This is a genomic window from Cryobacterium sandaracinum (genome assembly GCF_004403415.1).
Lineage (GTDB): Bacteria > Actinomycetota > Actinomycetes > Actinomycetales > Microbacteriaceae > Cryobacterium > Cryobacterium sandaracinum.
Genome location: NZ_SOGO01000021.1, coordinates 39,773 through 61,943, shown reverse-complemented (window position 1 = coordinate 61,943; position 22,171 = coordinate 39,773). Strand labels below are relative to the sequence as shown.

Genomic DNA, 22,171 nt, shown 5'->3' with positions numbered 1-22,171 from the left:
CACCATGTCCACTCAATTCTTGACGTGCCATAAATTCTCAGGTATAACCCGGTTTCGGGCCGCCCCGGTGCAGACTGCGGAGGGCGCAGACTTGAGGGATGAGCAGGCCTGTAGCGCAACATCCGTCGATCACCTTGAAATTGAGCGGCCACCACGCCGTCATCGAGCCCGACCGATTCACCCCGGGCAGCTTCAACCTGATCGTGGACGGCACGCCGCAGTCGAACGTGAACCTGGACGATCCGGGCGAGCTGTTCTTCGAATACGTGCAGCGGATCGGTCACGTGATCGACCTGATCGGCGAGGTGGGCGAGCCGATCACCGCCGTGCACCTCGGCGCCGGCGCGCTGACCCTCCCCCGATACGTGGAGGCGACCCGGCCGGGCTCCCGCCAGCAGGTCGTGGAGTTGGAGAGCGACCTGATCGATTTCGTTCGCGGCGAGCTGCCCTGGGACAAGCGGGCGCAGCTGCGCGTGCGGCACGGTGATGCCCGCGAGGTTCTGGCCAAGCTGCCGGCCGGGCTGCACGGCGCGGTGGACCTCGTCGTCGTCGACATCTTCTCCGGGGCCCGCACCCCGGCCCACGTGACCAGCCGCGAGTTCTACGAGTTGGCCGCTCCCCTTCTGTCGCCGCGCGGGGTGCTCGTCGTGAACGTCGCCGACGGGCCCGGTCTGCCGTTCGCCCGCTCACAGGCCGCGACGCTGTCAGCCGTCTTCGGACACGTGCTCGCCCTCGCGGAGACCCAGGTGCTCAAGGGGCGCCGGTTCGGCAATATCGTCTTCGTCGCCGCGCACACCCCCATCGACATGAGCTGGGTGTCGCGGCTGCTGGCGGGCGGGCCGCATCCGTCGAAAGTGGTCGAGGGTGCTGAGCTCACGCACTTCATGGCGACCGCGATGGTGACGACGGATGTGACGGCCACCCCGTCCCCGCTGCCCGGCCGCACGGTGTTCCAACTCGGCAGCTGAGCCGCGGTTACGCCGGGGGTCACGGGTTGGGCGTCGCGCGCCGGGTGATGTGTGGCCAACTCAGGAGATCCGGGGCCAAGGTGCTGCGGGCATCCGTGTTCATGCGGCTTTATGTGCTCACGCGCTGGGATCTCCTGAGTTAGCCACGTGTGCGGCTCGCGGCGGGGGAACGAGGGCGACGGATGCCGGTGGATCAGGCCGGATCGGGGACCAGCCCGGCCCGGCCCGGCTACGCTGGTTGGGACCACGTTTACTCCGCGGCATGTGCCGCCTTCGCCTCAGGACCACACCCTGCCCATCATCATTGGCTACGACGCCGTCACCCTGCGTGAGAAAGTCGACCTCTCTGCTGCTGAGTTGCGCCTCGAAGAACTCGGCGAGCTTCGCAGCCTGTCCGCCCTCAACGAGAAGGTCGTGCTATTGCGGCTGACCGGCCGGATCGACGAGGCCTGGGACATGGCGAACACTGCGCTGCGCCAGTCCCGCTTCACCGGGTCGCGGGAAGAACTCGCGTTCAGTCGCATCCGTCGCGCCCAGGTACAGCAGTACCGAGGCAAGCTCGACGAGGCGGTGACCGAGCTGACCCATTGTGTGCTCGAGTCCGAGACGCACGAGTGGGGCGCCGTTGCGGCGTTCGCCCGGGAAAGCCGCGGCAAGGTTCACTTCGAACAGGGCGACCTCGACGCCGCCCTGGCAGACTTCACGGCCTCGGTGACGCTGCGGGAGCAGGCCGGCGCCACACCCGCCCTCCTCGAGAGCGCGCTCGTCGCCGTTGCGGTGGTCGAGTCCTTCATTGCCGAGCGGCGACAGACCCGCTTACAGCAGTAGCGCGTCGGCGCCGCGGGGTGCCGGCCGGCCTTCGATTGACCGGCCGGCTGCATCCGGACATCGATTTGCAGGATTTACGCACGGAACGGGCCACTCAACCCGAAGCAGAAATTCGGGGCATGCTGGACACAGCGCCGGCGAGCGTGCCGGTGCGAAGGAGGTGGAAGATGAGCGGGCGGATGCCACCACGCAGCGGCGCGGCCGGGGTGCTGGCCCTGGGCGCGCTCCTGCTGCTCAGCGCGTGCACGGCGACCGCGCCCGGGCCCGCGGCAGAGACCTCGACCCCCGCCCGGCCGGTTCCGTCCGACACCGTTGCACCCGGGCCGACCGGCACCGCCGGGCCATCGGTGCGGCCGGTCGACACCCCGGTCGTGATCGCATCCGGGCTGGATGCCCCCTGGTCGATCCTGCGACTGCCGAACGACGGCACCCTGATCAGCGAACGCGACACGACCCTCATGCGCGAACTCCTGCCCGACGGCAGCCTGCGCGACGCCGGCCGGGTCGCCGAGGCGAGCCCGGGCGGTGAAGGCGGGCTGCTCGGCCTCGCCGCACTGGCCGACCCGGCCGCACCGGGCGGAACCGGGTGGGTCTACGCCTACTTCACGTCCGCCGACGACAACAAGATCGTACGGATGCCGCTGCTCGGCACGGTCGGAAGCCACACCCTCGGCGCATCCGAACCGGTGCAGGGCGGCATCCCGAAGGCCGGTAACCACAACGGCGGTCGGCTCGGTTTCGGCCCGGACGGCCTGCTCTACGCCACGGTCGGCGACGCCGGGAACCCCGAGAACGCCCAGGACCTGGGTTCCCTCGGCGGCAAGATCCTGCGGATGACGCCGACCGGCGCCGTGCCGGACGACAACCCGTTCGGCACGCTCGTCTACTCCTACGGCCACCGCAACCCGCAGGGGATCGCTTGGGACTCCAGCGGCCGACTCTGGGCCAGCGAGTTCGGACAGAACACCTGGGACGAGCTCAACCTCATCACCCCGGGCGGCAACTATGGCTGGCCGATCGTCGAGGGCCGGGGACAGAGCGCAGACTCCGGCTACCTCGACCCGGAGCAGCAGTGGCCCACCAGTGAGGCCAGCCCGAGCGGGCTCGCCATCGTGAACGACACCATCTTCATGGCAACCCTGCGCGGCGAGCGGCTGTGGCGCATCGATCCCTCCACAGGCGAGGTCGATGACTGGTTCGGGAACAGCTTCGGGCGGCTGCGCGATGTAGTGTCTGGGCCCGATGGCACACTGTGGTTCGTGAGCAATAATACGGATGGCCGCGGCACCCCTTCCGCTGGCGACGACCGGCTTTACCAGGTGGCGGTCGCACCCTGATGGCCGACCTCGACCGGGTTCGGCACTGGGCGGAAGCGTTGATCACGCTGCACCTCGATCCCAGCTGGACCTTCGCCTTCGACAACGCGAAGAAGCGAGCGGGGCTTTGCAACTTCACCGTGCGGCGCATCACCGTGTCCCGCTACCTGGCGGCGCGCTACGAAGACGATGACGTGCACCAGATCCTGCTGCACGAGGTCGCGCACGCTCTGGCCGGACCGCGCGCCGGCCACGGGCCGAAGTGGAAGGTGATCGCGCGGAACCTCGGCTATGACGGCAAGAGCACGCACGACGGGGACATCGCCGACGAGCTCGCGCCGTGGGTCGGCACCTGCCCGGCCGGCCACGCGCACTACCGTTACCGACAACCCACCCGGGCGTTCGCCTGCGGGTTGTGCGTGCGCGGATTCGACAAGCGGTTCCTGATCCGGTGGACACGGCGCGAGATCACGGCCGCCGCCCGGCGACAGGCTGCGGGGGCGGCGAAGCCCTAGCGCTGCCCTGTGGTCTCGACAGGCTCGACCACCGATTACCCGGGCCGTCCGTCCGGCCAGGAGCGGTCTACTCGGAGACCTGGACCTCTTTCCAGAAGGCGACGTAGTTGCTATAGTCCTGGCCGACCCGGTCGAAGGAGGCCGAGGGCGGAGTCGGGTAACTGAAGGCGCGATCCTGCAGCAGAGTCTCACCGTCCTTGACGCTGAAGTACTGGCACGCGCCCTTCCAGGAGCAGGTGTACTGCGTGGGGCTCTCGACGAGGAACTCGGAGTTCACGCTCGCCGGTGGGAAGTACCAGTTGCCCTCGATCTTGAGAAGATCTGCCTGCGGTGCTTCGGCGATGACGGTGCCGTTGAGTACTGCCTTCATGGGAGTTGCTCCTTCAGTGAGATTCAAACGGTGAGGGTGAAACGAGGGGTTCGGCCCAGAGACCGCTTCAGGAACAACCTCAGCCCGGAAAGGCGAATTCCCGCAATCGGGAGATTCCCGGGGAGCGCGCCGGGGCATCCGTCGCCTGCACCTCGGCCGACCGCCCCTCGGCGACGAGCGCCTGGGCGGTTTCGGACGCGGTGACCAGGTGCCGCACGGCCCGCGCGAGACCCGCGAATCCCGCGGCGGTCGCGGCCGCCTCCGGCGAGCAGTGGTCGATGCCGCGGGCGGCGAGGGCGTCGATCACGGCGCCGGCGGCGAGGAAGTCCTCCACCGCGAACCGGGGGGTGCCGCCCTGGCGTTGCTCGCCCACGGCGATCACGGCCACGGAGAACCGGTCTCCCTTCTCCGCCTGGCGGGCGAGCACCCAATCAGCCACGCTCTCGCGATTGGCGAGGTTCGCGGCGATGACCTGGTGCTCGTGCAGGGCAGTCGGGAGAACGATCTCGGAGCCGGGCGACGGCAAAGCGTCGGCCAGGATGACCACGTCGGCCTCGGCGGCCAGAGCCTGGAACCCGGCCAGGCCGACATCGAAACGGACCTGGTACTTCTGTTGGGGCGCGTCTTTGTTCACTCCCCAAGGGTAGCGGCGGCGCTACCGGTCGTCGAAGCGGGCGAGCGCGTCGGCATCCGTGGCATGGGTCATCGAGCTGCGCGCGGTGTCCAGTGCGGACACCGGGTCGGCCTCCGAAGCCGCCAGGCTCAGCTTGCGTTCGGCCTCCGCGAGGCGGGTGCGCGCCACAGCGCCCACGCGGCCGGGATGCGCGGTGATGAAGTCGCGGGTCACGGTGATCTGGCTGCGCGCGGCCAACAGAGCGCCGGTCAGCGCGCCGCGGGCGTTGTCGAGCCGCAACTGGTGGTTGCGGGCCTCGGAACGGATCAGGTCGAGACCGTCCATTGCCGTGCGCAGTCGGGACTGGTCAGCGGCAGGGTCGCTCAAGCGCGACGGCTGCCGCAGCTCGCCGACCACCCGGTCGGCCTCCGCAATAACGCGGTTCAGTTCGCCGCGGGCCGTGGTCTCCTCGTGGGTGTCGCGCAGCGCGCGCACCTCGGCCAGCTCGGCGTCCGCCGCGTCGAGCGCTCGAGCCAGGGAGGCGAATCCGACGTGCAACTGGTCTTCGCCCTGTTCGATCGCGTCGAGCAGGGTGCCGGCGCGGTGCAGGGCCTGCTCGGCCGCGAGCAACTGGTCACCCACGGGGTCGGTGGCTTCGCGGGAGAGACGGGCGGCCGCGGTATCCGCTGCCCGGCGGGCGTCATCGACGGCCTCTTCGGCGCGGGCGACGTTGCCGCTGATCGGGGCCAGGGCGTGCGCGGCATACGTGCGGCTGAGCCGGGAGAGGCTGGCGGTGCCGGCCGCGACGCGGTCGGCGACCCGGTCGAGGCGACGACGCAACTTCTCAAGCAGCAGCGGGGCATCCCGTTCGACGCCGCGCCGGGAGTCGAAAGTGCGGGTCTGCGCGCTGAGGCGCTTGACGGCCTCGTCGGCGAGCACGATGATCTCCTCGGTCCAGCGGCGACGCTCACCCTCGGAGTCGGGCACGCTGTCGTCGAGCTTCTGCTGCAGCAGGAACGCGTCACGCACCTGCCGCCGGGAGGCGTCGAGCGCGGCGGCGAAGTCGCTGGTGGCGTTCTCCCCGAACTGGGCGACCGCGAAACCGAGCTCGTCGGTGGCGACCTCGATCAGGTCATCCGCACGCACGAGGGCGATTGCGGCGGCTCGGGTGCGCTCCGCGGCCAGAGCGAGGTCGACGCGCGCGCGCGCCCGGACCCGGCGCCGCATGATCATCACGATCACCACGACGACCGCTGCCGCCCCACCGAAAACGACGGCCGAGGGCACCCACCAGAACTCGCCAGTCATGCCTTCAGTGTACCGAAAGGATGCGCCTCACCCCGGCGCCGCACCCGGTGGCACGTCCTCGAAAATCGCCGATCCCACCCACAATCGCCGCGGAGACGGGTCGCCTCGGCAGCATCTGCGAAGAACGGCTGGTACCAGCGCTACTCCCGGCGCATCTGCCGCCGGATCACCTCGAAGTCGTGCCGGGAGATCTCGAGCAGCCCCCGGCGCAGCTGGTAGCCCCAGTCGGGGTTGCTGCGGGTGAACTCGAGCACCGACAGGAGCGGGCGAATGGAGGCGGCCACGACATCCGTTTCGTAATCGATGTGACGTCGCCACGGGCGGTACGAGCTCGGGGCGGCGGACTCGCCTTGATGCACGATTCCGGGGGCGATGCGACCGATCGCGGTGAACTCGCGCAGCGTGTCGCCGTCGATGTTCGTCTTCGGGGAATAGTAGACCACCCCGTCGGACTCGCCCATCTGCTCGAGCGCCACCCGGGCCCCGTGGCTGGCCTGCATAAGCCCCACCGCGACGGCGCGCAGCACGTGTTCGCGTGAGGCAACGCCCAGCCAGTATCGAATTGCCACCCTCTTAGTTGTACTGCATGCCCCAGCACCACAGACTGGGGTCATGCGTGTTCTTCTGAAAGAGATCCTCGACTGCTCCCCCGATGCCGCCTGGCGCGCCCTGCGGAGTCCTGCCGTGTTCCGCGAGGTAAGTTCGCCCGTGGTGAGCGTCGAATCGCTCGAGATGGATGGGTTCCCCACCATCTGGGAGCCGGGTGAGCATCCGGTCAGCTTGACTGCGCTCGGCCTGGTGCCGATGGGCGACCAAGTGATTCGCCTGACCATGGCGACCACCCGGAAGGATGGCGTGCGCATCCTGCGTGACACCGGCCGCGGGGTATCGGGGCCGCTCGCCTCGGTCACCCTCTGGGACCACCGGATGGCCGTGTCTCCCGACCCGGCCGGCACCGGCAAGACGCTTTTTCGAGACCAGCTGATCTTCCGCACCGGCGCGCTCACCCTGGCCAGCTGGCCCGTTTTCTGGGCGCTCTGGCAGTGGCGGCTGCACCAGCTCAAGCGCCTCGCGCCGAACTGGAGCCTCGACCTCGGCGTCGATGAGTCCGGCGCGAGCTCGTGAGCACCACCCTCGGCGCCCTGCAGGTGGCCGACTGGCGTCGGCGCGTGTTCGGGCTGTACGGCGGCGTGCGCCAGCTCAGCGCGCACGACCCGGCCGCCGGCCACGAACTGTGGCGGAGCGGCAGGGACGACCTGTTCGGCGGGCATTCGGCGTCGCCGTTGATGCCCGACGACCGGGCCGGCTTCACCGGGCTGCCGGTCGCCGCCTACGACCCCGACTGGCGGTTCGAGGCCGAGGTGCACCGCGCGGAACATCCGATGCGCATCTCGGTTGACACCGGCACCGACGGGAAGGTGCAGTTCGACCTTGTCGGCACCGTGCGTTTGCCCTACCTGGGACCAATCGACCTGTGGCGGCTCTCCAACTACGGCGGCGGGCTCTTTCTGCCTGTGCGCGACGGTCTGGCCGGCAAGCCCGGCGGAACCTACGGCGGCGGTCGCTACCTGCTCGACACGGTCAAGGGCGCCGACCTGGGCGCCGGGGCTGACGACGACAGCATCATCCTCGACTTCAACTTCGCCTACAACCCGTCCTGCGCGTACGACCCGATGTGGGCCTGTCCGCTGCCCCAGGCCGGCAATACCGTGGCCGCGGAGGTGCCCGTCGGCGAGCTGACCCCCGGTGCGGAGCGCCACCCCACGGCTCCCGTCGGGCGGGCGTTCGACCCTAGGGCTTGACAGCATCCGCTACGATAGAAGCTTGCGGGTGCGTAGTTGCGCCCACTGCGTCGTAGAACGCCTCTTCTTATTGCGGCAGCCCACCAGGGCCGGCCCGATTTTTCGAATTAAACCTTCTTACGGCGAACGGATGTGCCCATCGGCACCTTCGCCATGTGAAACCTCTGAGGCTCCGAGTTGCCGCCCGTGCGGAACGGATGCCCGAGGAATCTGATGCCCGAAAGGCACCATTTTGTCTGAAACTTCCTTTTGCGCGCTCGGCGTGCCGGCCCCTCTCGTTGCCATCCTGACCGAGCAGGGCATCGACAGCCCGTTCCCGATCCAGGTGGACACGCTGCCCGACACCCTCAACGGCCGCGACGTGCTCGGCCGCGGCAAGACCGGCTCCGGCAAGACCCTCGCGTTCGCACTGCCCATGGTGTCGCGCCTCGGCGGCAAGCTCGCCGGCGGCCGCCGTCGTCCGGGCCGCCCGCTCGGTCTCATCCTCGCCCCGACCCGCGAGCTGGCCACGCAGATCACCAACGCGCTCACGCCGCTGGCCGAGGCGTACGGCCTCAACACAACCACGATCTTCGGTGGCGTCTCGCAGGGCCGCCAGGTCTCCGCACTCAAGGCCGGCGTCGACATCGTCGTGGCCTGCCCGGGTCGCCTCGAGGACCTCATGAAGCAGGGCTTCATCAGCCTGGACGCCGTCGAGATCACCGTACTCGACGAGGCCGACCACATGGCGGACCTGGGCTTCCTGCCCGTCGTCACGCGCATCATGGACAAGACGCCCAGCAGCGGCCAGCGCCTGCTGTTCTCGGCCACGCTCGACAACGGGGTGGACAAGATCGTGCGCCGTTTCCTGCACAACGAGGTCATGCACTCGGTCGACGAGGCCAACAGCCACGTCTCCGCGATGACGCACCACGTCTTCGAGATCGACGGCGTCGAATCGAAGAAGGCGCTCGTCGAGAAGCTCGCGAGCGGTTCCGGCCGCCGCATCCTCTTCATGCGCACCAAGCACCAGGCCAAGAAGCTCGCCAAGTCGCTCACCGATGCCGGGATCCCCTCCGTCGACCTGCACGGCAACCTTTCACAGGTGGCCCGTGACCGCAACCTCGCCGCGTTCAGCGCCGGCGACGTGAAGGTTCTCGTCGCCACGGATGTCGCCGCCCGCGGCGTGCACGTCGACGACATCGAACTCGTCATCCACGTCGACCCGCCGGCCGAGCACAAGGCGTACCTGCACCGCTCGGGCCGGACCGCCCGCGCCGGCAGCGCCGGCGACGTCGTGACTCTGGTTCTCCCCGAACAGCGCCGCGACACCGACGCGCTGCTGCGCAAGGCCGCCATCAAGGTGACCCCGCAGCGCGTGACCGCGTCCTCCCCCGCCGTGGACGCCCTCGTCGGCGACGTCGCAGCGTACGTCAAGCCGCTCCCCCGCGTGGAGCAGCCGCACGGCCAGTCCCAGGGCGGCCGCTCGCAGGGCGCCAACGCCCAGCGCAAGCGCGTCAACCGCGATGAGCGCGACTCCGGCTCCCGTGACTCCGGCGCCCGCGCCGGTGGAGCACGTGGCAACCGCGGACACCGCGGCAGCGACGCAGTGGCACCCGCCGGCGGAGCGCGCCAGGAGCGCTCGGGCCGCCCCGCGGCATCCGGTCGCAGCCAGGGATCGGGCAACGCCCAGAGCCGTCCGGCCCAGGGTGGTCGCTCCGGCGGCCTCCAGGTCGGAGGCCTCGTGCGCGGCGCCGGCGCCACCGGCGGCGCTCGTCGCTCGGCCCCGCGCCGCGCGCAGGGCTAGTCGCTCGGCAGCATCTGCACGTTAGTTCCACTGTGAACGGGCCGGCCTCTCCCGAGGCCGGCCCGTTCTGCTTTGTGGCCAACTCAGGAGAAACATGCCCGTGACGGATGCTCGGCCCCGGAATCACGTGGCGCCGCACCATGGCGCCACCGTATCTCAGGAGTTAGCCACTTGTTATCCGACTCATCGGCGGGGTCTGGAGCCGCCGTAGACCGGGAAGTCGCGGGTCGGACGGGAGCCGTCGGCGCAGTGACCACGGGCAGAACCCGGCAGCGTCAATCGGGTGCCTGCGGCTGAGCTAGTCTCGGGTCATGGCCACCACAGCAGTACTTCGTCCCGTCGCAGAAGCAGATGCCGACAGCCTCGGCCGCGTGCATGCCACCTGCTGGCACGAAACCTACGACCAGTTGCTCAGCGAGGCCGCCCTTGAGCAGCTGCAGCCCGCACGCCTGGCCGCCATGTGGCGCCGGTTCAGCGCCCAGGGACCGAACCACCGCCAGGTTGCGGCCCTCGTCGACGGCGAGATCGTCGGATTCGCCGGCAGCGGGCCGTCCCGCGACGCCGACAAACCGGCCCCGATGGAGCTCTACTTCATCTACCTGCTCGACGCCTACCACGGCACCGGCATCGGCCAGCAGCTCTTCGACGCCGTCGTCGACGAGGGCCCGTCCTACCTGTGGGTCGCCGAAAACAACCCCCGCGCGCACTCGTTCTACAAGCGCAACGGCTACGCCCCCGACGGCCACGAGCAGGATCAGGAAGTGCTCGGCGAACAGCTCCACGAAGTGCGCCTGGTGCGACCGCGCTCGCTCGCGCGTCGTCTGTCACTCGTAACGACCGAGTAGCTCGCAGCGGCGGCCCGCAGGATCGGGCCGCCATCAGGCGGCTTAGCGCAGCTCGCCGACCGAGGCGAGCGCCATGCGCAGCAGCGCCCCGCGCCCGCCCTCCATCTCGGCTGCCACCGCGTCGGAGGCAGCCTCCTTGGGGGTCATCCAGGTCAGTTCGAGGGCGTCCTGGCGCGGGTCGCAGGTGCCGGTGACGGGAACGACGTAGGCCATCGAAACGGCGTGCTGGCGGTCATCCGTGAACGCGGTGATGCCCGGCATCGGGAAGTATTCGGCCACCGTGAACGGCACCGGGCTCATCGGCAGCTGCGGGAAGGCCATCGGGCCGAGATCCTTCTCGAGATGCCGGAAGAGGGCGTCGCGCAGGGTCTCGCCGTAGAGCACGCGGCCGGACACGAGCATCCGGGTCATCTCGCCGGTCGACCGGGCGCGCAGGAGCACGCCGACCTCCACGACCTGGCCGAGGCCGTCGACTCGCACGGGCACCGCCTCGATGTAAAGGATCGGAAGTCGGCGCCGCACTTCGGCCAGCTCGACGTCGCTCAGCCAGCCCGGGTTGGTGTGGGGCGGCCCCGCGCCCTCGGGCCCAGGCGTCCAGTCCGGATCGGGGTCAGGTGTGCGCACGCTCATGAGGCTATTCTGTCTTACCCTGCGCCCGGATACGCCATGGGCACCCCGCCGCGGGTCGGACGGAACGGGCGCGGTCCGGCGCGCGTGCGGCGACGGTTTGCGCATGGTGAGGCAGAGAACTGCGGCGGCGCGCCACGACCGCGCGCTCGGCGCCTTCACCGGCTGGCCCTCGGCGATGCACTCGGGATGCCGACGCAGGACCTGTCCCGGGCTTAGATCGAGGCCGACTACGGCGCCAGTGAGGGGTTTCGGGACCCCGGACAGCACCAGCCGATCGCCGTCGGGATGCCCGCCGGGTCGATCACGGATGACACGGAGCAGGCCAGTCTGCTGGCCCGCTCCTGATCGATTGTCACGGCCAGGGCGACCCCGGCGTCTTCGCGAAGCAGCTTCTCGACTAAGTGAAACGGGCGCGGGCGCGCGGCTCCCTCGATCTGCTCGGACCCTCGACGACGACGCTTGAGCGCCTGCGATCCGGCGTGTCATCCCTCGAGTCCGGGCGCTTCGGCACGACCAACGGCGCGGCCATGCGCATCACCCAGTGGGGATCTCCTTCGGCCTCGCTCCCCTCGCCGCGTTCATCGACCGAGTGGCCCGGGCCGGCGCAGTCACCCACAACACCGGACTGGGGTTCGCCGGCCGTCTCTGGTGGGCGACGGGCCACCTCGCGGGCCTCACTCCGGCGGCGCGGCGCGAGGCGGCGGACCAGCTGATCGGGACATCCGTCGCCGGTCGAGCAGGTGGCAACGGATGCCCGGGCCGGCCAGGGCAGGCCAGGCGGGGCGAGTGAGGTGAGGCTGACTCAGGAGAAACGGGTGGCTGGCGCGGCCGCCCAGCGAAACGACGAGGTAACATGCGGAACTCTGCGGGGGCGCGCCCGCCGCTGCCGGAATCTCCTGAGTTGGCCACGGGGTGCCCGCGGTTGCCGCCGCCACGTGGGGAAGTGCCGGCCAGTGGTGCATGACCCCTGAAATTCGGCGGAGCGGTGGCACGGTTCCCGCAAATACGGGCATCTTTCCGGCTTCTCGCAGCGGATCGCCGGAGTTCTGCACGGGGACGACGGATGCCGACCGATTTTGCCGCGTCCCCGGGAGTGGAAAGATTGACCCGTCGGCGTTTCTCGGTGTCGACCTCGAACAGGAGGACCACCATGGGCCCGAACGACACCAATCCCGGCGGCGACGCCTCCACCGGGAGCGACGACACCACCGAGAGCAGCACCACCGGCGCCGCCGCGGCGTGCGCCGAGCCCATCGACCCGGATGGCGTGCTGTGGAGCGCGTCTGGCGCCGACCGCGCCGGGCGACCGCTTCTGCTGATTCTGCACGGCTACGGTTCGCACGAGGGGGATCTCTTCTCGCTGGCGCCGCACCTGCCGCTGCATCCGGTGATCGCCGCGCTGCGCGCCCCGCTCCCGGCCGGTCCGGGCTGGGCCTGGTTCCCGATCGGGGCCGCTGGCGCCAAGGTCAACCCGGGCTCGCCGAGCGCTGACGCACTGGATGCTGCCGCTGCCGGGGTGCTCGAATGGCTGGACGGCCTTCCCGAGCAGCCTGCGTCCGTCGGACTACTCGGCTTCTCGCAGGGCGGGGCTATGGCGCTGCAGCTGCTGCGTCAGGCACCCGACCGGTTCGCGTTCGCGGTGCAGCTGTCCGGTTTCGTGGGGCGCAGCAAGCACACCGGTGACGAGCGCCTGCGTGAGCGGCGCCTGCCGGTTTTCTGGGGTCGCGGCACGGCCGACCCGGTCATCCCGCAGGATGCCGTCGACCGCACCCGGGCTTGGCTTCCCGAACACTCCACACTTACCGAGCGCATCTACGAGGGCATGGGCCATTCCATTTCGCAAGCCGAACTGGGCGAGATCGTCACGTTCCTGCGCGCGCAGTACGACGCCTAGGAGGCCCGGCACCCCGACCCCTGATACACCCGATACACCCGATACCCTGACACCCGGCACCCCGCACCCGACACCCGACACCCGACACAGCAGCGTCTCCCGCCCCGAACGAATTCGACGGAGATTTTGGCCCGAGTTGGCCAAAAAGGCCGGAATCGACGTCCTACGGGCAAAATCTCCGTCGAATTGGTGAGACGACGCGGAGGGAGCGGCGTGCGCGCGGGACTGCGGCGCTAGCGGCCGCGACCGGCCTTCTCGTTCTGGGCTGCCTGGCGGGCGACGTGGGCGATCTTGCGGGCGCGCTCGGCGTCGCGGTCCTTGACCCGGATCTGCTCCTCGCGCACCTCATACTGGGTGGCACGCTCGGTCACGAGCCAGGCTGGCGGCTGCTGCAGCAGAGCCTGGATCTCGGCGGAGGTGAGCGGCTCCGTCACGGCGCCGCGCACGAGACCGGAGATCGAGACGCCAAGCTTGGCGGCGACGACCTGCTTGGGATGCGGGCCGTTCGCTCGCAGGTCGACCAGCCAGGCAGGCGGTTTCGCTTCGAGCGCGGCCAGCTCGGTGCGCGACACGGGCGCACTCTGGAATTCTTCCGGGGCTGCTTCGAGCAGAATCCCGAGCTTCTGGGCCGCCGTGGCGGGCTTCATGGTCTGGGTCTTCTTCTCGCTCATCAGTCAAGCGTATAGCCTGAGAGCACCCGCATAGCCTGAGAGACAGCCGCTCCCCACGGATCTACGATTAGTGCCATCACGAGAAAGGATGCCGGTGACCTTTTCCCTTGCCTTCGTCGCCGGTGTGACCCCCACCAAGTGGACCCGCACCTGGGCCGATCGACGCCCCGACCAGCCACTCGAGGTCTTCCGCACCGACCCGTCCGAACAGGACGCGGTGCTGCGTGACGGCCGCGCCCAGGTCAGCCTGGTGCGCCTGCCCGTCGATGAGACCGATCTCAGCCTGATCGCCCTCTACCGGGAGATCCCGGTGGTCGTCGCGGCCAAAGACCACTTCATCGCCGACGCCGACAGCGTGCTGGTGGCCGACCTGGCCGAAGAACACCTGCTGCAGGACCCCGACGACGTGCCCGAATGGCGCCTCGTGGCCACCGAGGTCAAGGACGGCACCCGCCGCCCGCTCCCGGCCATGCGCGACCTCGACGACGCGATGGCGCAGGTCGCAGCTGGGGTCGGAATTCTGATCGTCCCCCATTCGATCGCCCGACTGTACGGCCGAAAGGATGTCGTCTCGCGCCCGGTCGAGGATGTCGCCGAAAGCCAGGTGTCCCTGGCCTGGCTCTCCCGTGAGACCACGGTAGACGTCGAGGAGTTCATCGGCATCGTGCGCGGCCGCACGAAAGACAGCTCGCGGGTCGACTCACTGCCCGCCGGCACTGAAAAGGTCAAAAAAGAGAAGAAGACCGACAAGGCCAAAGCGGCGGCGAAGGCCGTACGGGTCGCGGCGGCGAAATCCAAGCCGGCCGTGGCGAAGAAGGCGACGAGCGCCCCGGGCCGCACCCGCAACACCCCCAGCCCCCGGGCGGGCAAGCGCCGCGGCGGCCGGTAGCCCTCCGTGCCGCAACTCCTGCGGTGGGTGCTGGTACCCCTGATGCGAGCCTGGTCGGCCGCCGTGACGCGCGACTACGACGACATCCCGCGGCCCCGGGACACTCCTCAGGCGCATTCCCCGGGAACCGACAGCGACCGCGTGCTCCTCTTCGGCAGCGGACCGGCCGTCGGCTGGGGTGTGCTCAGCCACAACGTGGCCCTGCCCGGATCTCTGGCGCGGGCGTTGTCGTCTCGCACCGGGCGTGGCACGGATGTCGACGTCATCCCGAACCCGCTGGTCACCATCCGCACATCGCAGGCCGAACTCGACGGGCTGGGACTCTGGCGCTATGACGCGGTCGTCGTGAGCCTCGGCACGACCGACGCCGTCACACTCCTGTCAGCCCTGGTCTGGCAGCGCGAGTTGTCCGCCCTGCTCGACCGGATCCGGCACGAGTCCTCGCTCAGCACCAGGATCTTCGTGCTCGGCATGCAGCCGATCCGGTCCATCGCGGCCTTCGACTCCGGGCTGGGCTCCGTGGCCGAGAAGCACGCCCGCAGCCTGAACGAGGCCAGCGCGGCGATCTGCGCGGGGCAGGAGCGGAGCTGCTTTGTGCCCATGGCCGCAACCCTCGCCTCAACGCCGGGGCGGGTGCGCACGGCCGCGCAGTACGTGCATTGGGCCAATCTCCTCGCCGACAAGATGGCGCCACCGCTCGATGCCGAGTACCTGGCTGCTGCCCGAGGAACTTCCCGAGGAACGGCCGAGGGCCGCGCGGAAACGTGGGGTGCCGAGCCGCTCTCGCCTGGCCCCCGCCGGGCGGTCGCCAGGCTGGGCATCCTCGCCGCCGACACCGAGGTGCGCTGCGACCACATCGTCGCCTTGGCCAGAAGCGCCTACGGCACCCGGTCGGCCGCCCTGACGCTCATCGACGGCGACCGGCTCTGGGACCTGGTGAGCGTGGGCTTCACTCCACGCGTCTACTCGTTGGCCGGGTCGATCACGGCCCTCGCTGTGAGCGGGGCCGGAGCGTTCGTGATTTCTGACATGCTCCTGGACGACCGGTTCACCGCCCGCCCGCCCCGTCTGGGCCAGGAGCAGACCCGCTTCTACGCGGGTTTCCCCATCGAGGCCGACTCCGGCGAGCGGATCGGCGTTCTGTGCGTGTTCGACTCGGAACCCCGGGGCGCCGCCGAGGTCGACCCCGTGCTGCTGCGGGAGTTCGCCCTCCTGATCCAGGCCGACCTCGGCCGGCGTCAGGAGTAGGCGCCGCCCGGCCGGCGCGGGTCAGACCGGCGCGACCGGCTGTCTCAGCACCGTCTTCAGCTTCGCGGGCGCGGCGCGGCGCGGGTCGCCGAGGTAGATCTCATGGTGCCGGCCGTTCACCCTCAGCCCGTAGCTTGCCAGGAACTCCCCGTGCAGACGGCCGAGGGCGGGTGCCTCGGCGGCGTAGGGCCCGACATGCAGCAGCTGCGCCGACAGCCCCTCGTCGAGCCTTTCCACCCGCACCCGGGCGAGCGCGGACAGCTTCTTCTTCGCGAGCACGCCGGTGATGGCCCCGGCGATGAAGGCATCCGTCACCCAGTCCGGCTGGCTCATCAGCAGCGTCCATTTCCACTCCGCCTTCGCGCCGGCGGTGAAGACGGAGGCATCGCCGGCGTACCAGAGGCCTTCGAGCGGTGCGATGACCATCTCGCGGCCGAGCGCACGCTTGGCCGCAAACTTGACCGCGAAGGCGATGGCGTAGAGGGCCTCGACGGCCTCGATGTAGGCCGGCGCCGTGTCCGGGTCGCCGACCCCGTCGAGGGCGACGAACCGCTGGGCCGGAACCTCGATCAGCTCCCAGTCCACGTTGGCAGGCCCGTAGAGCGACGGATGAACGCGCTTCACGTCCCAGGGGCCGGCCCCGCCGGGCGCGGTGTTGCGGGGCGCGCGCAACGCTCCGGTGCGCCGGTCAGTGCGGAATGGCACCGGGTCACTCATGGGCACTCTCCAGGGGATTCACTGACTCCTGCTAGCGGGAACTGATGGACGCGAACTTGCGCACGCAGAGCGGAACGAACACGACCAGCATGACCGTGGTGCCGATCAGCACCGTGGCAATCGGGTTCTGCATGGTCCAGATATCGGGCACCGGAGCTGTGCCCTCATTGCCGAACAGCTCCCGTGCCGCCTGCACCAGAGACGAAACCGGGTTCCACTCGGCGAAGACGCGCAGCGGGGTCGGCAAGGTGTCGCTGGGCACGAAGGCGTTCGAGATGAAGGTCAGCGGGAAGAGGATCAGGAAGGACGCGTTGTTGATGACCTCGGGAGTCTTCACGCTCATGCCGAGCAGCGCCATCACCCAGCTGAAAGAGTAGCTGAACAGCAGCAGCAGTCCCACGCCGGCGAGGAATTCCGGCACCGAAGAGTTCACCCGCCAGCCCACGAGCAGCCCGGTCAGCATCATGATCACCATGGAGATCGTGTTCAACGCCAGGTCACTATTGGTGCGTCCGATCAGCACGGCGGAGGAGGTCATGGGCAGGCTGCGGAAGCGGTCGATGATCCCTTCCTTGAGGTCCTGCGCCATCGCCGCGCCCGAGAAGGTCGACCCGAACACGACGGTTTGAGCGAAGATCCCCGCCATGAGGAACTGGACGTAGTCGGTGCCTTCCACGGAGATCGACCCGGCGTAAACCTGGCTGAACAGCAGCACGAACATGATCGGCTGGATCACCGCGAACACGAGCATGTCGGGCGAGCGCTTGATCTTGATCAGGTTGCGCTTGGTGACGGTCCAGCCGTCGGAGTACCAGAGCGAAAGCGGGTTCCAGGTGGGGAGGGTGGCAGCGGAGCTCATTTCGACTTCTCCAATTCCACGTCGTCCGCCTGGTCGGCGGTCTTGTCCGCCTTGTGGCCGGTGAGTTTCAGGAACACGTCGTCGAGCGTGGGCCGGCGCATGCCGGCGTCGTGCAGACGGATGTCCGCGTCACCCAGCGCCGCCAGCACCTGCTGCAGCGCCCGCGGCCCGTCGACCACCGCGACCTCGAGGCCGCGGCCGTCGCTGGTGATCGCCGGTTCTCCCGCGCCGTAACGGGCGAGGATATCCCGTGCCGCCACGCCGTCGCCGGCCTCTACCAGGGCCACCTCGAGGCGGTGGCCGCCGATCTGCGCCTTGAGGTGGTCGGACGTGCCCTCTGCAATCACCCGGCCGTCGTCGATGACGACGATGTCGTCCGCGAGCTGGTCGGCCTCCTCGAGGTACTGGGTGGTGAGGAGCACGGTGGTGCCGTCGGCGACCAGGCGCTTGATGACGGCCCAGAGCGCGATCCGGCTGCGCGGGTCCAGCCCTGTGGTGGGCTCGTCGAGGAACAGCACCTTCGGGTTGATCACCAGCGCGCCGGCCAGGTCGATCCGGCGGCGCATCCCGCCGGAGAAGCCCTTGACCGGGCGGTTGCCGGCCGCGGTCAGCTCGAAGAGGTCGATCAGCTCCTGGGCCCGGCGCCGGGACTCGGCGCCGCCCAGGTGGTACAGCCGACCGACCATCTCGAGGTTTTCGAACCCGGTCAGGTTCTCGTCGACGGCCGCGTACTGTCCCGAAACGCCGATAATGCGCCGTACGCCCTTGGGGTCGGCGACGACGTCGATGCCGTCGACGAACGCGGTGCCGGAGTCCGGCCGGATCAGGGTGGTCAGCATCTTGACGACGGTTGTCTTACCGGCGCCGTTCGGGCCGAGCAGCGCCTTGACGGTCCCGCGCGGCACGGACAGGTCCAGCCCGGCGAGCGCATGCACCGGCCCGGATTTGGAGTGGTACACCTTGGTCAGACCTCTGGCCTCAATGATGGTCATGGGACATCCCTGCCTGGTCGGGGGAAAAACGAGGGAAACGAGCGGGAACGAGCGGAGCCACGAAATCAACATTTTATGGACCTTGACCGGCTCGGACAAGCGCCACACCTGAACGCACGGATGCGCCCGGCCGACCAGGTCAGCGTGGAACTCCATGTCGACCGGTCCGGACTCGACCTCGGCCAGATGCAGAAGGGTGCCGTGCTCGTCGGTGCTATACCACACCGGCACTGCGGCGGCGCCCGGCACGACGGCTGTCTGTCCCAAAAAACCGGTCGGTTCGATCGCAGCCGAACGGCCGGCTAGCCGGCGGCGAGGATGTCGACGACGAAGACGATCGTGTCGGTACCCGAGATGCCGGCGTCGGGCTGGCCCTCGGCGCCGTAGCCGAGTTCCGGCGGAATCGCGATCATCACCTGGGAGCCGACGGTCTGGCCGACGAGACCCTGGGCGAAGCCGGGAACGACGGCGGCCAGGGAGATCGGGGTCGGACCGCTCTTGCCCCAGGTCTGGTCGAACACCTCACCGGTGGACCAGACGACGCCCGAGTAGTGCATGACCACGGTGTCCGCTTCGGCGACTGTGGCACCGTCACCCTTCTTGAGAACCGAGGTCTTCAACTCGGTCGGAGCGTCGGTTGCCGGGATCGTCACGGTCGGAGCGCCGTCCTCGGCCAGCTTGACAGTCGGGAAGCCGTCCTCCGGCTTCTGGTCCTCGCCGTTCGCGCGAGGGGGGATTTCACTTTTGACGTCGATGACGAAGATGATGTTGTCTTCGGCCCCGACCTTGAGCTCCTCGTTGCCGGTCTCGCCGAACGCGTCAGCCGGCGGGGCCACGACCGCGACGCGCGATCCGTAGTTCGCGCACGCGACACCCTTCATCAGCGCCGGGAATACACTCGAGTCCTTGGCCAGGGTGATGGGAGCGCCGAGGTCGTCACCGAAGCCGCCGGCGTTCATCTTCTCGCCAGTGTTCGCGTTGTAGACGGAGAACCCCAGTTCGACGATGTCGTCGGTCTTGACGGCGTCACCCTTGCCCTCGGTCACGACGGAGACCTCGGTGGCCTTCGTGGTCAGCGGCGACTCGAACTTCACTTTGGGCTCGGCGCCGGCCTTGCCGGAGACTTTAACGGCCTCCGACGCCGTGCCGGAATCGACGCAGGCGATTCCCGCCGCTCCGGTGTTGTCGGAGGGAGACCCGCTGCACCCGGCGAGGGCGAGCACGGCAACCGTGGCAATGGAGATGAGGGCAGGAAGTTTACGCACGCTGATCTTTCTCTTCGACAGTGATCTGTTCACAATGATCTTTTCGACCACTGATCTGTTCGGCAGGATTCGATGCACACACTGATTTGCGAGGCATCTGAGTCGATGGGCATCCGTTCGGGCCTTCGCCAGTATGCCCGACCGAGATCAGTGCCGCCTGAATCCCGGCTGGCACACTGTCAGCCGGGCAGGCTCAACACCGGGACGCCGCCGGGTCAGAGACCTTCGGCGATCGCGGCCGTGGCAACGAGCCACGCTTTACGGGTGCGCGGCGCGAGCGCGTCATAGTTCAGCGATCCCCCGGCCACGAGGGCGGAGTCATACGGCACGTCCACGACGGTGCGGGTCAGCTTGCTGAAGTGGTCGTGTAGCCGCACGGAGAGCTGACGATCGGCCGTCTTGGCCGGTGACGCCAGGATTGTGACCGCCTGCGCGACTTTGTCGGCGTGGCCCTTCTGACGCAGGCCGTCGAGCAGCGAGGCCGCGCCATACGCGGTGTCCTCTCGGATGGTGGAGACGACGACGAGTTGGTCGGCCGCGTCGACGGCCGCCTCCCAGTTGGACGCCCGCATATTGTTGCCGGTGTCGATGATCAGCACTCGGTAGAACCGGCTGAGCGCGGCATGCAGTTTGCCGAAGGCCACGTCGTCGATACTGGCTGCCCCGGCAGGGTCGAGGTCGGAGGCAAGCGCGTCGAACCGGGCGTCACCCTGGTTGCGCACGTAGTTGTCGAGGTCGCCGACCCGGGCGGAGCTTGAATAGGCGAAGTTGTCGAGGTCGCGGAGCAGGTCAACTGCGGTGTTGGTGTGGGCGGCGGTCTGCGCCCGCACGCCGAGGGTGCCCATGGTCTCGTTGTTGTCCCAGGCGAGGGTGTACCCGCCGCGATGGATGCCGAAGGTCGCGGCGATGAGCAAGGTCGCGGTGGTCTTGTGCGCGCCGCCCTTCGGGTTGAGCACGACGATCGTGCGCGGGCCGACCAGGCTGCGCTGCACGGACGCGACCGCCGCGCGGTGCGACATCTCGCCGGTTCCGGGGGCCGGGGAGACGAGTCCGCCGGTGATGCGCCGCACCGTGCCCTGCCAGCCCAGAAGGGCAGGCCCCGCCACGAGCGGCGGACGGGAATTCATGAAGTCCGCGAGGTTCGGACCACCACCGGCGAGCGCCGAGGGGGCGATCGAGGGGTCGTCGGCGGGCACCTCGGCGAACGTGCCGCCCTGCACCGGTGCCGGGCCGACGAGGTTCGTGGCTGCCCGGGGAGCGGAGAAGGGCGAGGCCGCGAGGTCCTGCTCCTGATCGTCCTCATCGTCGGTGTCGGCGTCGAGATCGAGCACGAGGCCATCGAACGCGGTAAGGGGTGGGACATGGGCCCGTGCCGACGGGGCCGGTTCGATCTGCTGGATGACCTCGGCATCGGCATCGCGCATGTCGGCATCGCGCTTGGCTTCCTTCAGCGTTGCCGTGTCAAGCGCAGCCGTGCCGAGCCCAGCGTCATCGAGCCCGGCGGCCTGGAGTTCGGTGGTGTCGAGACCCGATTTCTGCTGTTCCGCGGGCACGACCAGCGCGATCAGTTCGACGTCCTCGGTTTCGGAGACAGCGGCGGAGACAGCGGCGGAGACGGGAGCAGGCGCGGTCGACACCGGCTCCGATGCCGGTCCCGGTTCCAAGGAGGTCGGGATGAAGGCCCCATCGTCTTCTACGTCCCCGTTCGGGTGAACGATCAACGGCGACTTGCCCTGCTCGTCTTCCGCGGTCAGGCGCACCGCGCGATCGATCGCGCGCGCGGCATCCGTGACCCGGTTGATGATTTCCTCGCGCACGCCGGCCTCGTCGGCGGCGGTGATGCGCGAGCTGACACCGTCGATGACGAGCTCTCCCGTTCCGTCGCTTCGGATCATCGCGCGGATGCGGGGAAGTTCGGAAATGTTCTGCGTCATATTCGGCCTTTTTTCGTCGAGCTCAGCTCATCAAGCGTGAGCACGTCGAATTTCGGTCAAGCGTGCCCCGTTCAGCCTACGGGGTAGCGGCGTCCACCCCTCGTTTGGCCGGGCGACGCACTCAAAGGAGTGCGAGGATCGGGCACTCACCCCCTTCGCGGGCACCCTGCAGCAGCCTCCGGACGGGGAGGCTGTTCATCACAGGTTGAGCAGCGTCTCCGGCGGTGAATCAATTCGACGGAGATTCTGCTCTGAAACGACCTTTTCGGAGTTTCTGGCATTGATTCGGGAATAATCTCCGTCGAATTCGTTCGGGGCACGGGCGTGTGACAGGGCGGGCCGGGGTCAGGCGTGCTCGGCTAGGCCGCGTGTGGCTCCGGCACTGCCCAGCGGATGGCGCGCAGGCCGGACCTGGTGGCGTGCGTGTCGTCATGGCCGCTCTGCCGTCGGCATTCCACGAGGTCGTTCGTCGGGGTGATGTGCGGGTCGCGGCACGAGCTGGCGTAGCTGGTGTAATCCGTTTCGAGCAACAGCTGATCGTCGGTGAGGTGTTTGTCGGTCATCGATCTGCGTTCCTGGTTCAGGCGCACAGGCCGAGTTTCCCACGACGGTTGCGCGCAGTGCTGCCCGTGTTCTCTGGCACGTTCTGGTGCGGCCGGGCTGAGTGATTGCGTCATAGCGTACGTTGGCAGACGCCGAATGTCTCCACAATGTCGAGTTT

At 68.9% G+C, this 22,171-nt stretch carries 25 protein-coding genes; 13 read left to right on the top strand and 12 right to left on the bottom strand.

Going from position 1 to position 22,171, the window contains the following annotated elements; all coding sequences use genetic code 11:
* The first annotated feature begins 98 nt into the window (after positions 1–98).
* The 4 genes from E3T25_RS06800 to E3T25_RS06785 all read left to right on the top strand — a co-directional run bounded on the left by E3T25_RS06800 (position 99) and on the right by E3T25_RS06785 (position 3,627).
* A complete protein-coding gene (locus E3T25_RS06800; protein WP_134373273.1) occupies positions 99–968 on the top strand; it encodes a spermidine synthase in 870 nt (289 codons plus the stop codon).
* A gap of 264 nt (positions 969–1,232) precedes the next feature.
* Positions 1,233–1,796, top strand: coding sequence for a tetratricopeptide repeat protein (locus tag E3T25_RS06795; RefSeq protein WP_241980696.1), 564 nt, complete (start codon positions 1,233–1,235; stop codon positions 1,794–1,796).
* A gap of 167 nt (positions 1,797–1,963) precedes the next feature.
* Positions 1,964–3,133: a PQQ-dependent sugar dehydrogenase gene (locus tag E3T25_RS06790; protein WP_241980694.1), complete on the top strand. Its 1,170-nt coding sequence runs from the start codon at positions 1,964–1,966 to the stop codon at positions 3,131–3,133.
* Positions 3,133–3,627 (top strand): SprT-like domain-containing protein, encoded by a 495-nt coding sequence (locus tag E3T25_RS06785; protein ID WP_104100996.1) that lies wholly within the window; start codon positions 3,133–3,135, stop codon positions 3,625–3,627. Before E3T25_RS06790 ends, E3T25_RS06785 begins: the two co-directional genes overlap by 1 nt.
* Positions 3,628–3,694: 67 nt before the next feature.
* On the opposite strand, the gene E3T25_RS06780 is transcribed toward E3T25_RS06785, so the two are convergent.
* The 4 genes from E3T25_RS06780 to E3T25_RS06765 form a co-directional block, all read right to left on the bottom strand.
* On the bottom strand, positions 3,695–3,997 hold the full coding sequence (locus E3T25_RS06780; RefSeq protein WP_104100997.1) for a DUF427 domain-containing protein: 303 nt from the start codon (positions 3,995–3,997) through the stop codon (positions 3,695–3,697).
* 79 nt (positions 3,998–4,076) lie between these two features.
* The gene (locus E3T25_RS06775) at positions 4,077–4,631 is read right to left on the bottom strand and encodes a 2-phosphosulfolactate phosphatase (RefSeq protein WP_134373270.1); all 555 of its coding nucleotides are present in this window, start codon (positions 4,629–4,631) and stop codon (positions 4,077–4,079) included.
* A gap of 21 nt (positions 4,632–4,652) precedes the next feature.
* Positions 4,653–5,918 carry a hypothetical protein gene (locus tag E3T25_RS06770; RefSeq protein ID WP_134373267.1) on the bottom strand — a complete coding sequence of 422 codons (1,266 nt, stop codon included), beginning with the start codon at positions 5,916–5,918 and terminating at the stop codon, positions 4,653–4,655.
* Positions 5,919–6,058: 140 nt separating this feature from the next.
* Complete coding sequence (locus tag E3T25_RS06765; RefSeq protein ID WP_241980692.1) at positions 6,059–6,487, bottom strand: EVE domain-containing protein; 429 nt, start codon at positions 6,485–6,487, stop codon at positions 6,059–6,061.
* Positions 6,488–6,530: 43 nt separating this feature from the next.
* On the opposite strand from E3T25_RS06765, the gene E3T25_RS06760 reads away from it, so the two are divergent.
* The 4 genes from E3T25_RS06760 (at position 6,531) to E3T25_RS06745 (ending at position 10,351) form a co-directional block, all read left to right on the top strand.
* On the top strand, positions 6,531–7,043 hold the full coding sequence (locus E3T25_RS06760) for a hypothetical protein (protein WP_104101001.1): 513 nt from the start codon (positions 6,531–6,533) through the stop codon (positions 7,041–7,043).
* Entirely contained in the window at positions 7,040–7,720 is a 681-nt protein-coding gene (locus E3T25_RS06755; protein WP_198412905.1) for a DUF1684 domain-containing protein, read from the top strand. Before E3T25_RS06760 ends, E3T25_RS06755 begins: the two co-directional genes overlap by 4 nt.
* A gap of 232 nt (positions 7,721–7,952) precedes the next feature.
* A complete protein-coding gene (locus E3T25_RS06750; RefSeq protein ID WP_134373262.1) occupies positions 7,953–9,506 on the top strand; it encodes a DEAD/DEAH box helicase in 1,554 nt (517 codons plus the stop codon).
* A 311-nt stretch (positions 9,507–9,817) separates the two neighbouring features.
* Complete coding sequence (locus tag E3T25_RS06745) at positions 9,818–10,351, top strand: GNAT family N-acetyltransferase (RefSeq protein ID WP_104101003.1); 534 nt, start codon at positions 9,818–9,820, stop codon at positions 10,349–10,351.
* A gap of 42 nt (positions 10,352–10,393) precedes the next feature.
* On the opposite strand, the gene E3T25_RS06740 is transcribed toward E3T25_RS06745, so the two are convergent.
* The gene (locus E3T25_RS06740) at positions 10,394–10,981 is read right to left on the bottom strand and encodes an NUDIX hydrolase family protein (protein WP_104101004.1); all 588 of its coding nucleotides are present in this window, start codon (positions 10,979–10,981) and stop codon (positions 10,394–10,396) included.
* 541 nt (positions 10,982–11,522) lie between these two features.
* Between E3T25_RS06740 and E3T25_RS06735 the strand changes: the two genes are divergently transcribed.
* Together E3T25_RS06735 and E3T25_RS06730 are read left to right on the top strand one after the other, a co-directional pair.
* Positions 11,523–11,771 carry a hypothetical protein gene (locus E3T25_RS06735; RefSeq protein WP_134373260.1) on the top strand — a complete coding sequence of 83 codons (249 nt, stop codon included), beginning with the start codon at positions 11,523–11,525 and terminating at the stop codon, positions 11,769–11,771.
* Between the two features lie 360 nt (positions 11,772–12,131).
* Positions 12,132–12,875, top strand: a complete 744-nt coding sequence (locus E3T25_RS06730; RefSeq protein WP_134373258.1) for an alpha/beta hydrolase — start codon at positions 12,132–12,134, stop codon at positions 12,873–12,875.
* A gap of 233 nt (positions 12,876–13,108) precedes the next feature.
* On the opposite strand, the gene E3T25_RS06725 is transcribed toward E3T25_RS06730, so the two are convergent.
* Positions 13,109–13,546, bottom strand: coding sequence for a DUF5997 family protein (locus E3T25_RS06725; protein ID WP_174843012.1), 438 nt, complete (start codon positions 13,544–13,546; stop codon positions 13,109–13,111).
* Positions 13,547–13,640: 94 nt separating this feature from the next.
* Here E3T25_RS06725 and E3T25_RS06720 point away from each other — a divergent pair, with 94 nt between their 5' ends.
* Entirely contained in the window at positions 13,641–14,435 is a 795-nt protein-coding gene (locus E3T25_RS06720) for a LysR substrate-binding domain-containing protein (RefSeq protein ID WP_198411560.1), read from the top strand.
* Between the two features lie 6 nt (positions 14,436–14,441).
* A complete protein-coding gene (locus E3T25_RS06715; protein WP_134373256.1) occupies positions 14,442–15,683 on the top strand; it encodes a GAF domain-containing protein in 1,242 nt (413 codons plus the stop codon).
* 21 nt (positions 15,684–15,704) lie between these two features.
* Here E3T25_RS06715 and E3T25_RS06710 read toward each other — a convergent pair whose 3' ends face one another.
* The 3 genes from E3T25_RS06710 to E3T25_RS06700 are packed head-to-tail and all read right to left on the bottom strand — an operon-like array spanning position 15,705 to position 18,251.
* Positions 15,705–16,400, bottom strand: coding sequence for a GyrI-like domain-containing protein (locus E3T25_RS06710; RefSeq protein ID WP_134373254.1), 696 nt, complete (start codon positions 16,398–16,400; stop codon positions 15,705–15,707).
* Between the two features lie 31 nt (positions 16,401–16,431).
* On the bottom strand, positions 16,432–17,259 hold the full coding sequence (locus E3T25_RS06705; RefSeq protein WP_134341753.1) for an ABC transporter permease: 828 nt from the start codon (positions 17,257–17,259) through the stop codon (positions 16,432–16,434).
* Positions 17,256–18,251 carry an ATP-binding cassette domain-containing protein gene (locus E3T25_RS06700; protein WP_134373251.1) on the bottom strand — a complete coding sequence of 332 codons (996 nt, stop codon included), beginning with the start codon at positions 18,249–18,251 and terminating at the stop codon, positions 17,256–17,258. Before E3T25_RS06700 ends, E3T25_RS06705 begins: the two co-directional genes overlap by 4 nt.
* A gap of 75 nt (positions 18,252–18,326) precedes the next feature.
* Between E3T25_RS06700 and E3T25_RS06695 the strand changes: the two genes are divergently transcribed.
* Positions 18,327–18,557, top strand: a complete 231-nt coding sequence (locus E3T25_RS06695; protein WP_134373249.1) for a hypothetical protein — start codon at positions 18,327–18,329, stop codon at positions 18,555–18,557.
* On the opposite strand, the gene E3T25_RS06690 is transcribed toward E3T25_RS06695, so the two are convergent.
* The 3 genes from E3T25_RS06690 to E3T25_RS06680 form a co-directional block, all read right to left on the bottom strand.
* Entirely contained in the window at positions 18,554–19,516 is a 963-nt protein-coding gene (locus tag E3T25_RS06690; protein WP_134373247.1) for an FKBP-type peptidyl-prolyl cis-trans isomerase, read from the bottom strand. The genes E3T25_RS06695 and E3T25_RS06690 overlap by 4 nt on opposite strands.
* A gap of 215 nt (positions 19,517–19,731) precedes the next feature.
* Entirely contained in the window at positions 19,732–21,450 is a 1,719-nt protein-coding gene (locus tag E3T25_RS06685; RefSeq protein WP_134373245.1) for a MinD/ParA family ATP-binding protein, read from the bottom strand.
* 359 nt (positions 21,451–21,809) lie between these two features.
* Positions 21,810–22,013, bottom strand: a complete 204-nt coding sequence (locus E3T25_RS06680; RefSeq protein WP_104171714.1) for a hypothetical protein — start codon at positions 22,011–22,013, stop codon at positions 21,810–21,812.
* Positions 22,014–22,171: the final 158 nt, after the last annotated feature.

Excerpts from the sequence above, each read along its gene's own strand:
- E3T25_RS06800 (WP_134373273.1), top strand. The coding sequence starts at position 99 with ATGAGCAGGCCTGTAGCGCAACATCCGTCGATCACCTTGAAATTGAGC.
- E3T25_RS06790 (WP_241980694.1), top strand. The coding sequence starts at position 1,964 with ATGAGCGGGCGGATGCCACCACGCAGCGGCGCGGCCGGGGTGCTGGCC.
- E3T25_RS06785 (WP_104100996.1), top strand. The coding sequence starts at position 3,133 with ATGGCCGACCTCGACCGGGTTCGGCACTGGGCGGAAGCGTTGATCACG.
- E3T25_RS06780 (WP_104100997.1), bottom strand. The coding sequence starts at position 3,997 with ATGAAGGCAGTACTCAACGGCACCGTCATCGCCGAAGCACCGCAGGCA.
- E3T25_RS06770 (WP_134373267.1), bottom strand. The coding sequence starts at position 5,918 with ATGACTGGCGAGTTCTGGTGGGTGCCCTCGGCCGTCGTTTTCGGTGGG.
- E3T25_RS06760 (WP_104101001.1), top strand. The coding sequence starts at position 6,531 with ATGCGTGTTCTTCTGAAAGAGATCCTCGACTGCTCCCCCGATGCCGCC.
- E3T25_RS06745 (WP_104101003.1), top strand. The coding sequence starts at position 9,818 with ATGGCCACCACAGCAGTACTTCGTCCCGTCGCAGAAGCAGATGCCGAC.
- E3T25_RS06740 (WP_104101004.1), bottom strand. The coding sequence starts at position 10,981 with ATGAGCGTGCGCACACCTGACCCCGATCCGGACTGGACGCCTGGGCCC.
- E3T25_RS06730 (WP_134373258.1), top strand. The coding sequence starts at position 12,132 with ATGGGCCCGAACGACACCAATCCCGGCGGCGACGCCTCCACCGGGAGC.
- E3T25_RS06725 (WP_174843012.1), bottom strand. The coding sequence starts at position 13,546 with ATGAGCGAGAAGAAGACCCAGACCATGAAGCCCGCCACGGCGGCCCAG.
- E3T25_RS06710 (WP_134373254.1), bottom strand. The coding sequence starts at position 16,400 with ATGAGTGACCCGGTGCCATTCCGCACTGACCGGCGCACCGGAGCGTTG.
- E3T25_RS06705 (WP_134341753.1), bottom strand. The coding sequence starts at position 17,259 with ATGAGCTCCGCTGCCACCCTCCCCACCTGGAACCCGCTTTCGCTCTGG.
- E3T25_RS06700 (WP_134373251.1), bottom strand. The coding sequence starts at position 18,251 with ATGACCATCATTGAGGCCAGAGGTCTGACCAAGGTGTACCACTCCAAA.
- E3T25_RS06695 (WP_134373249.1), top strand. The coding sequence starts at position 18,327 with ATGGACCTTGACCGGCTCGGACAAGCGCCACACCTGAACGCACGGATG.
- E3T25_RS06685 (WP_134373245.1), bottom strand. The coding sequence starts at position 21,450 with ATGACGCAGAACATTTCCGAACTTCCCCGCATCCGCGCGATGATCCGA.
- E3T25_RS06680 (WP_104171714.1), bottom strand. The coding sequence starts at position 22,013 with ATGACCGACAAACACCTCACCGACGATCAGCTGTTGCTCGAAACGGAT.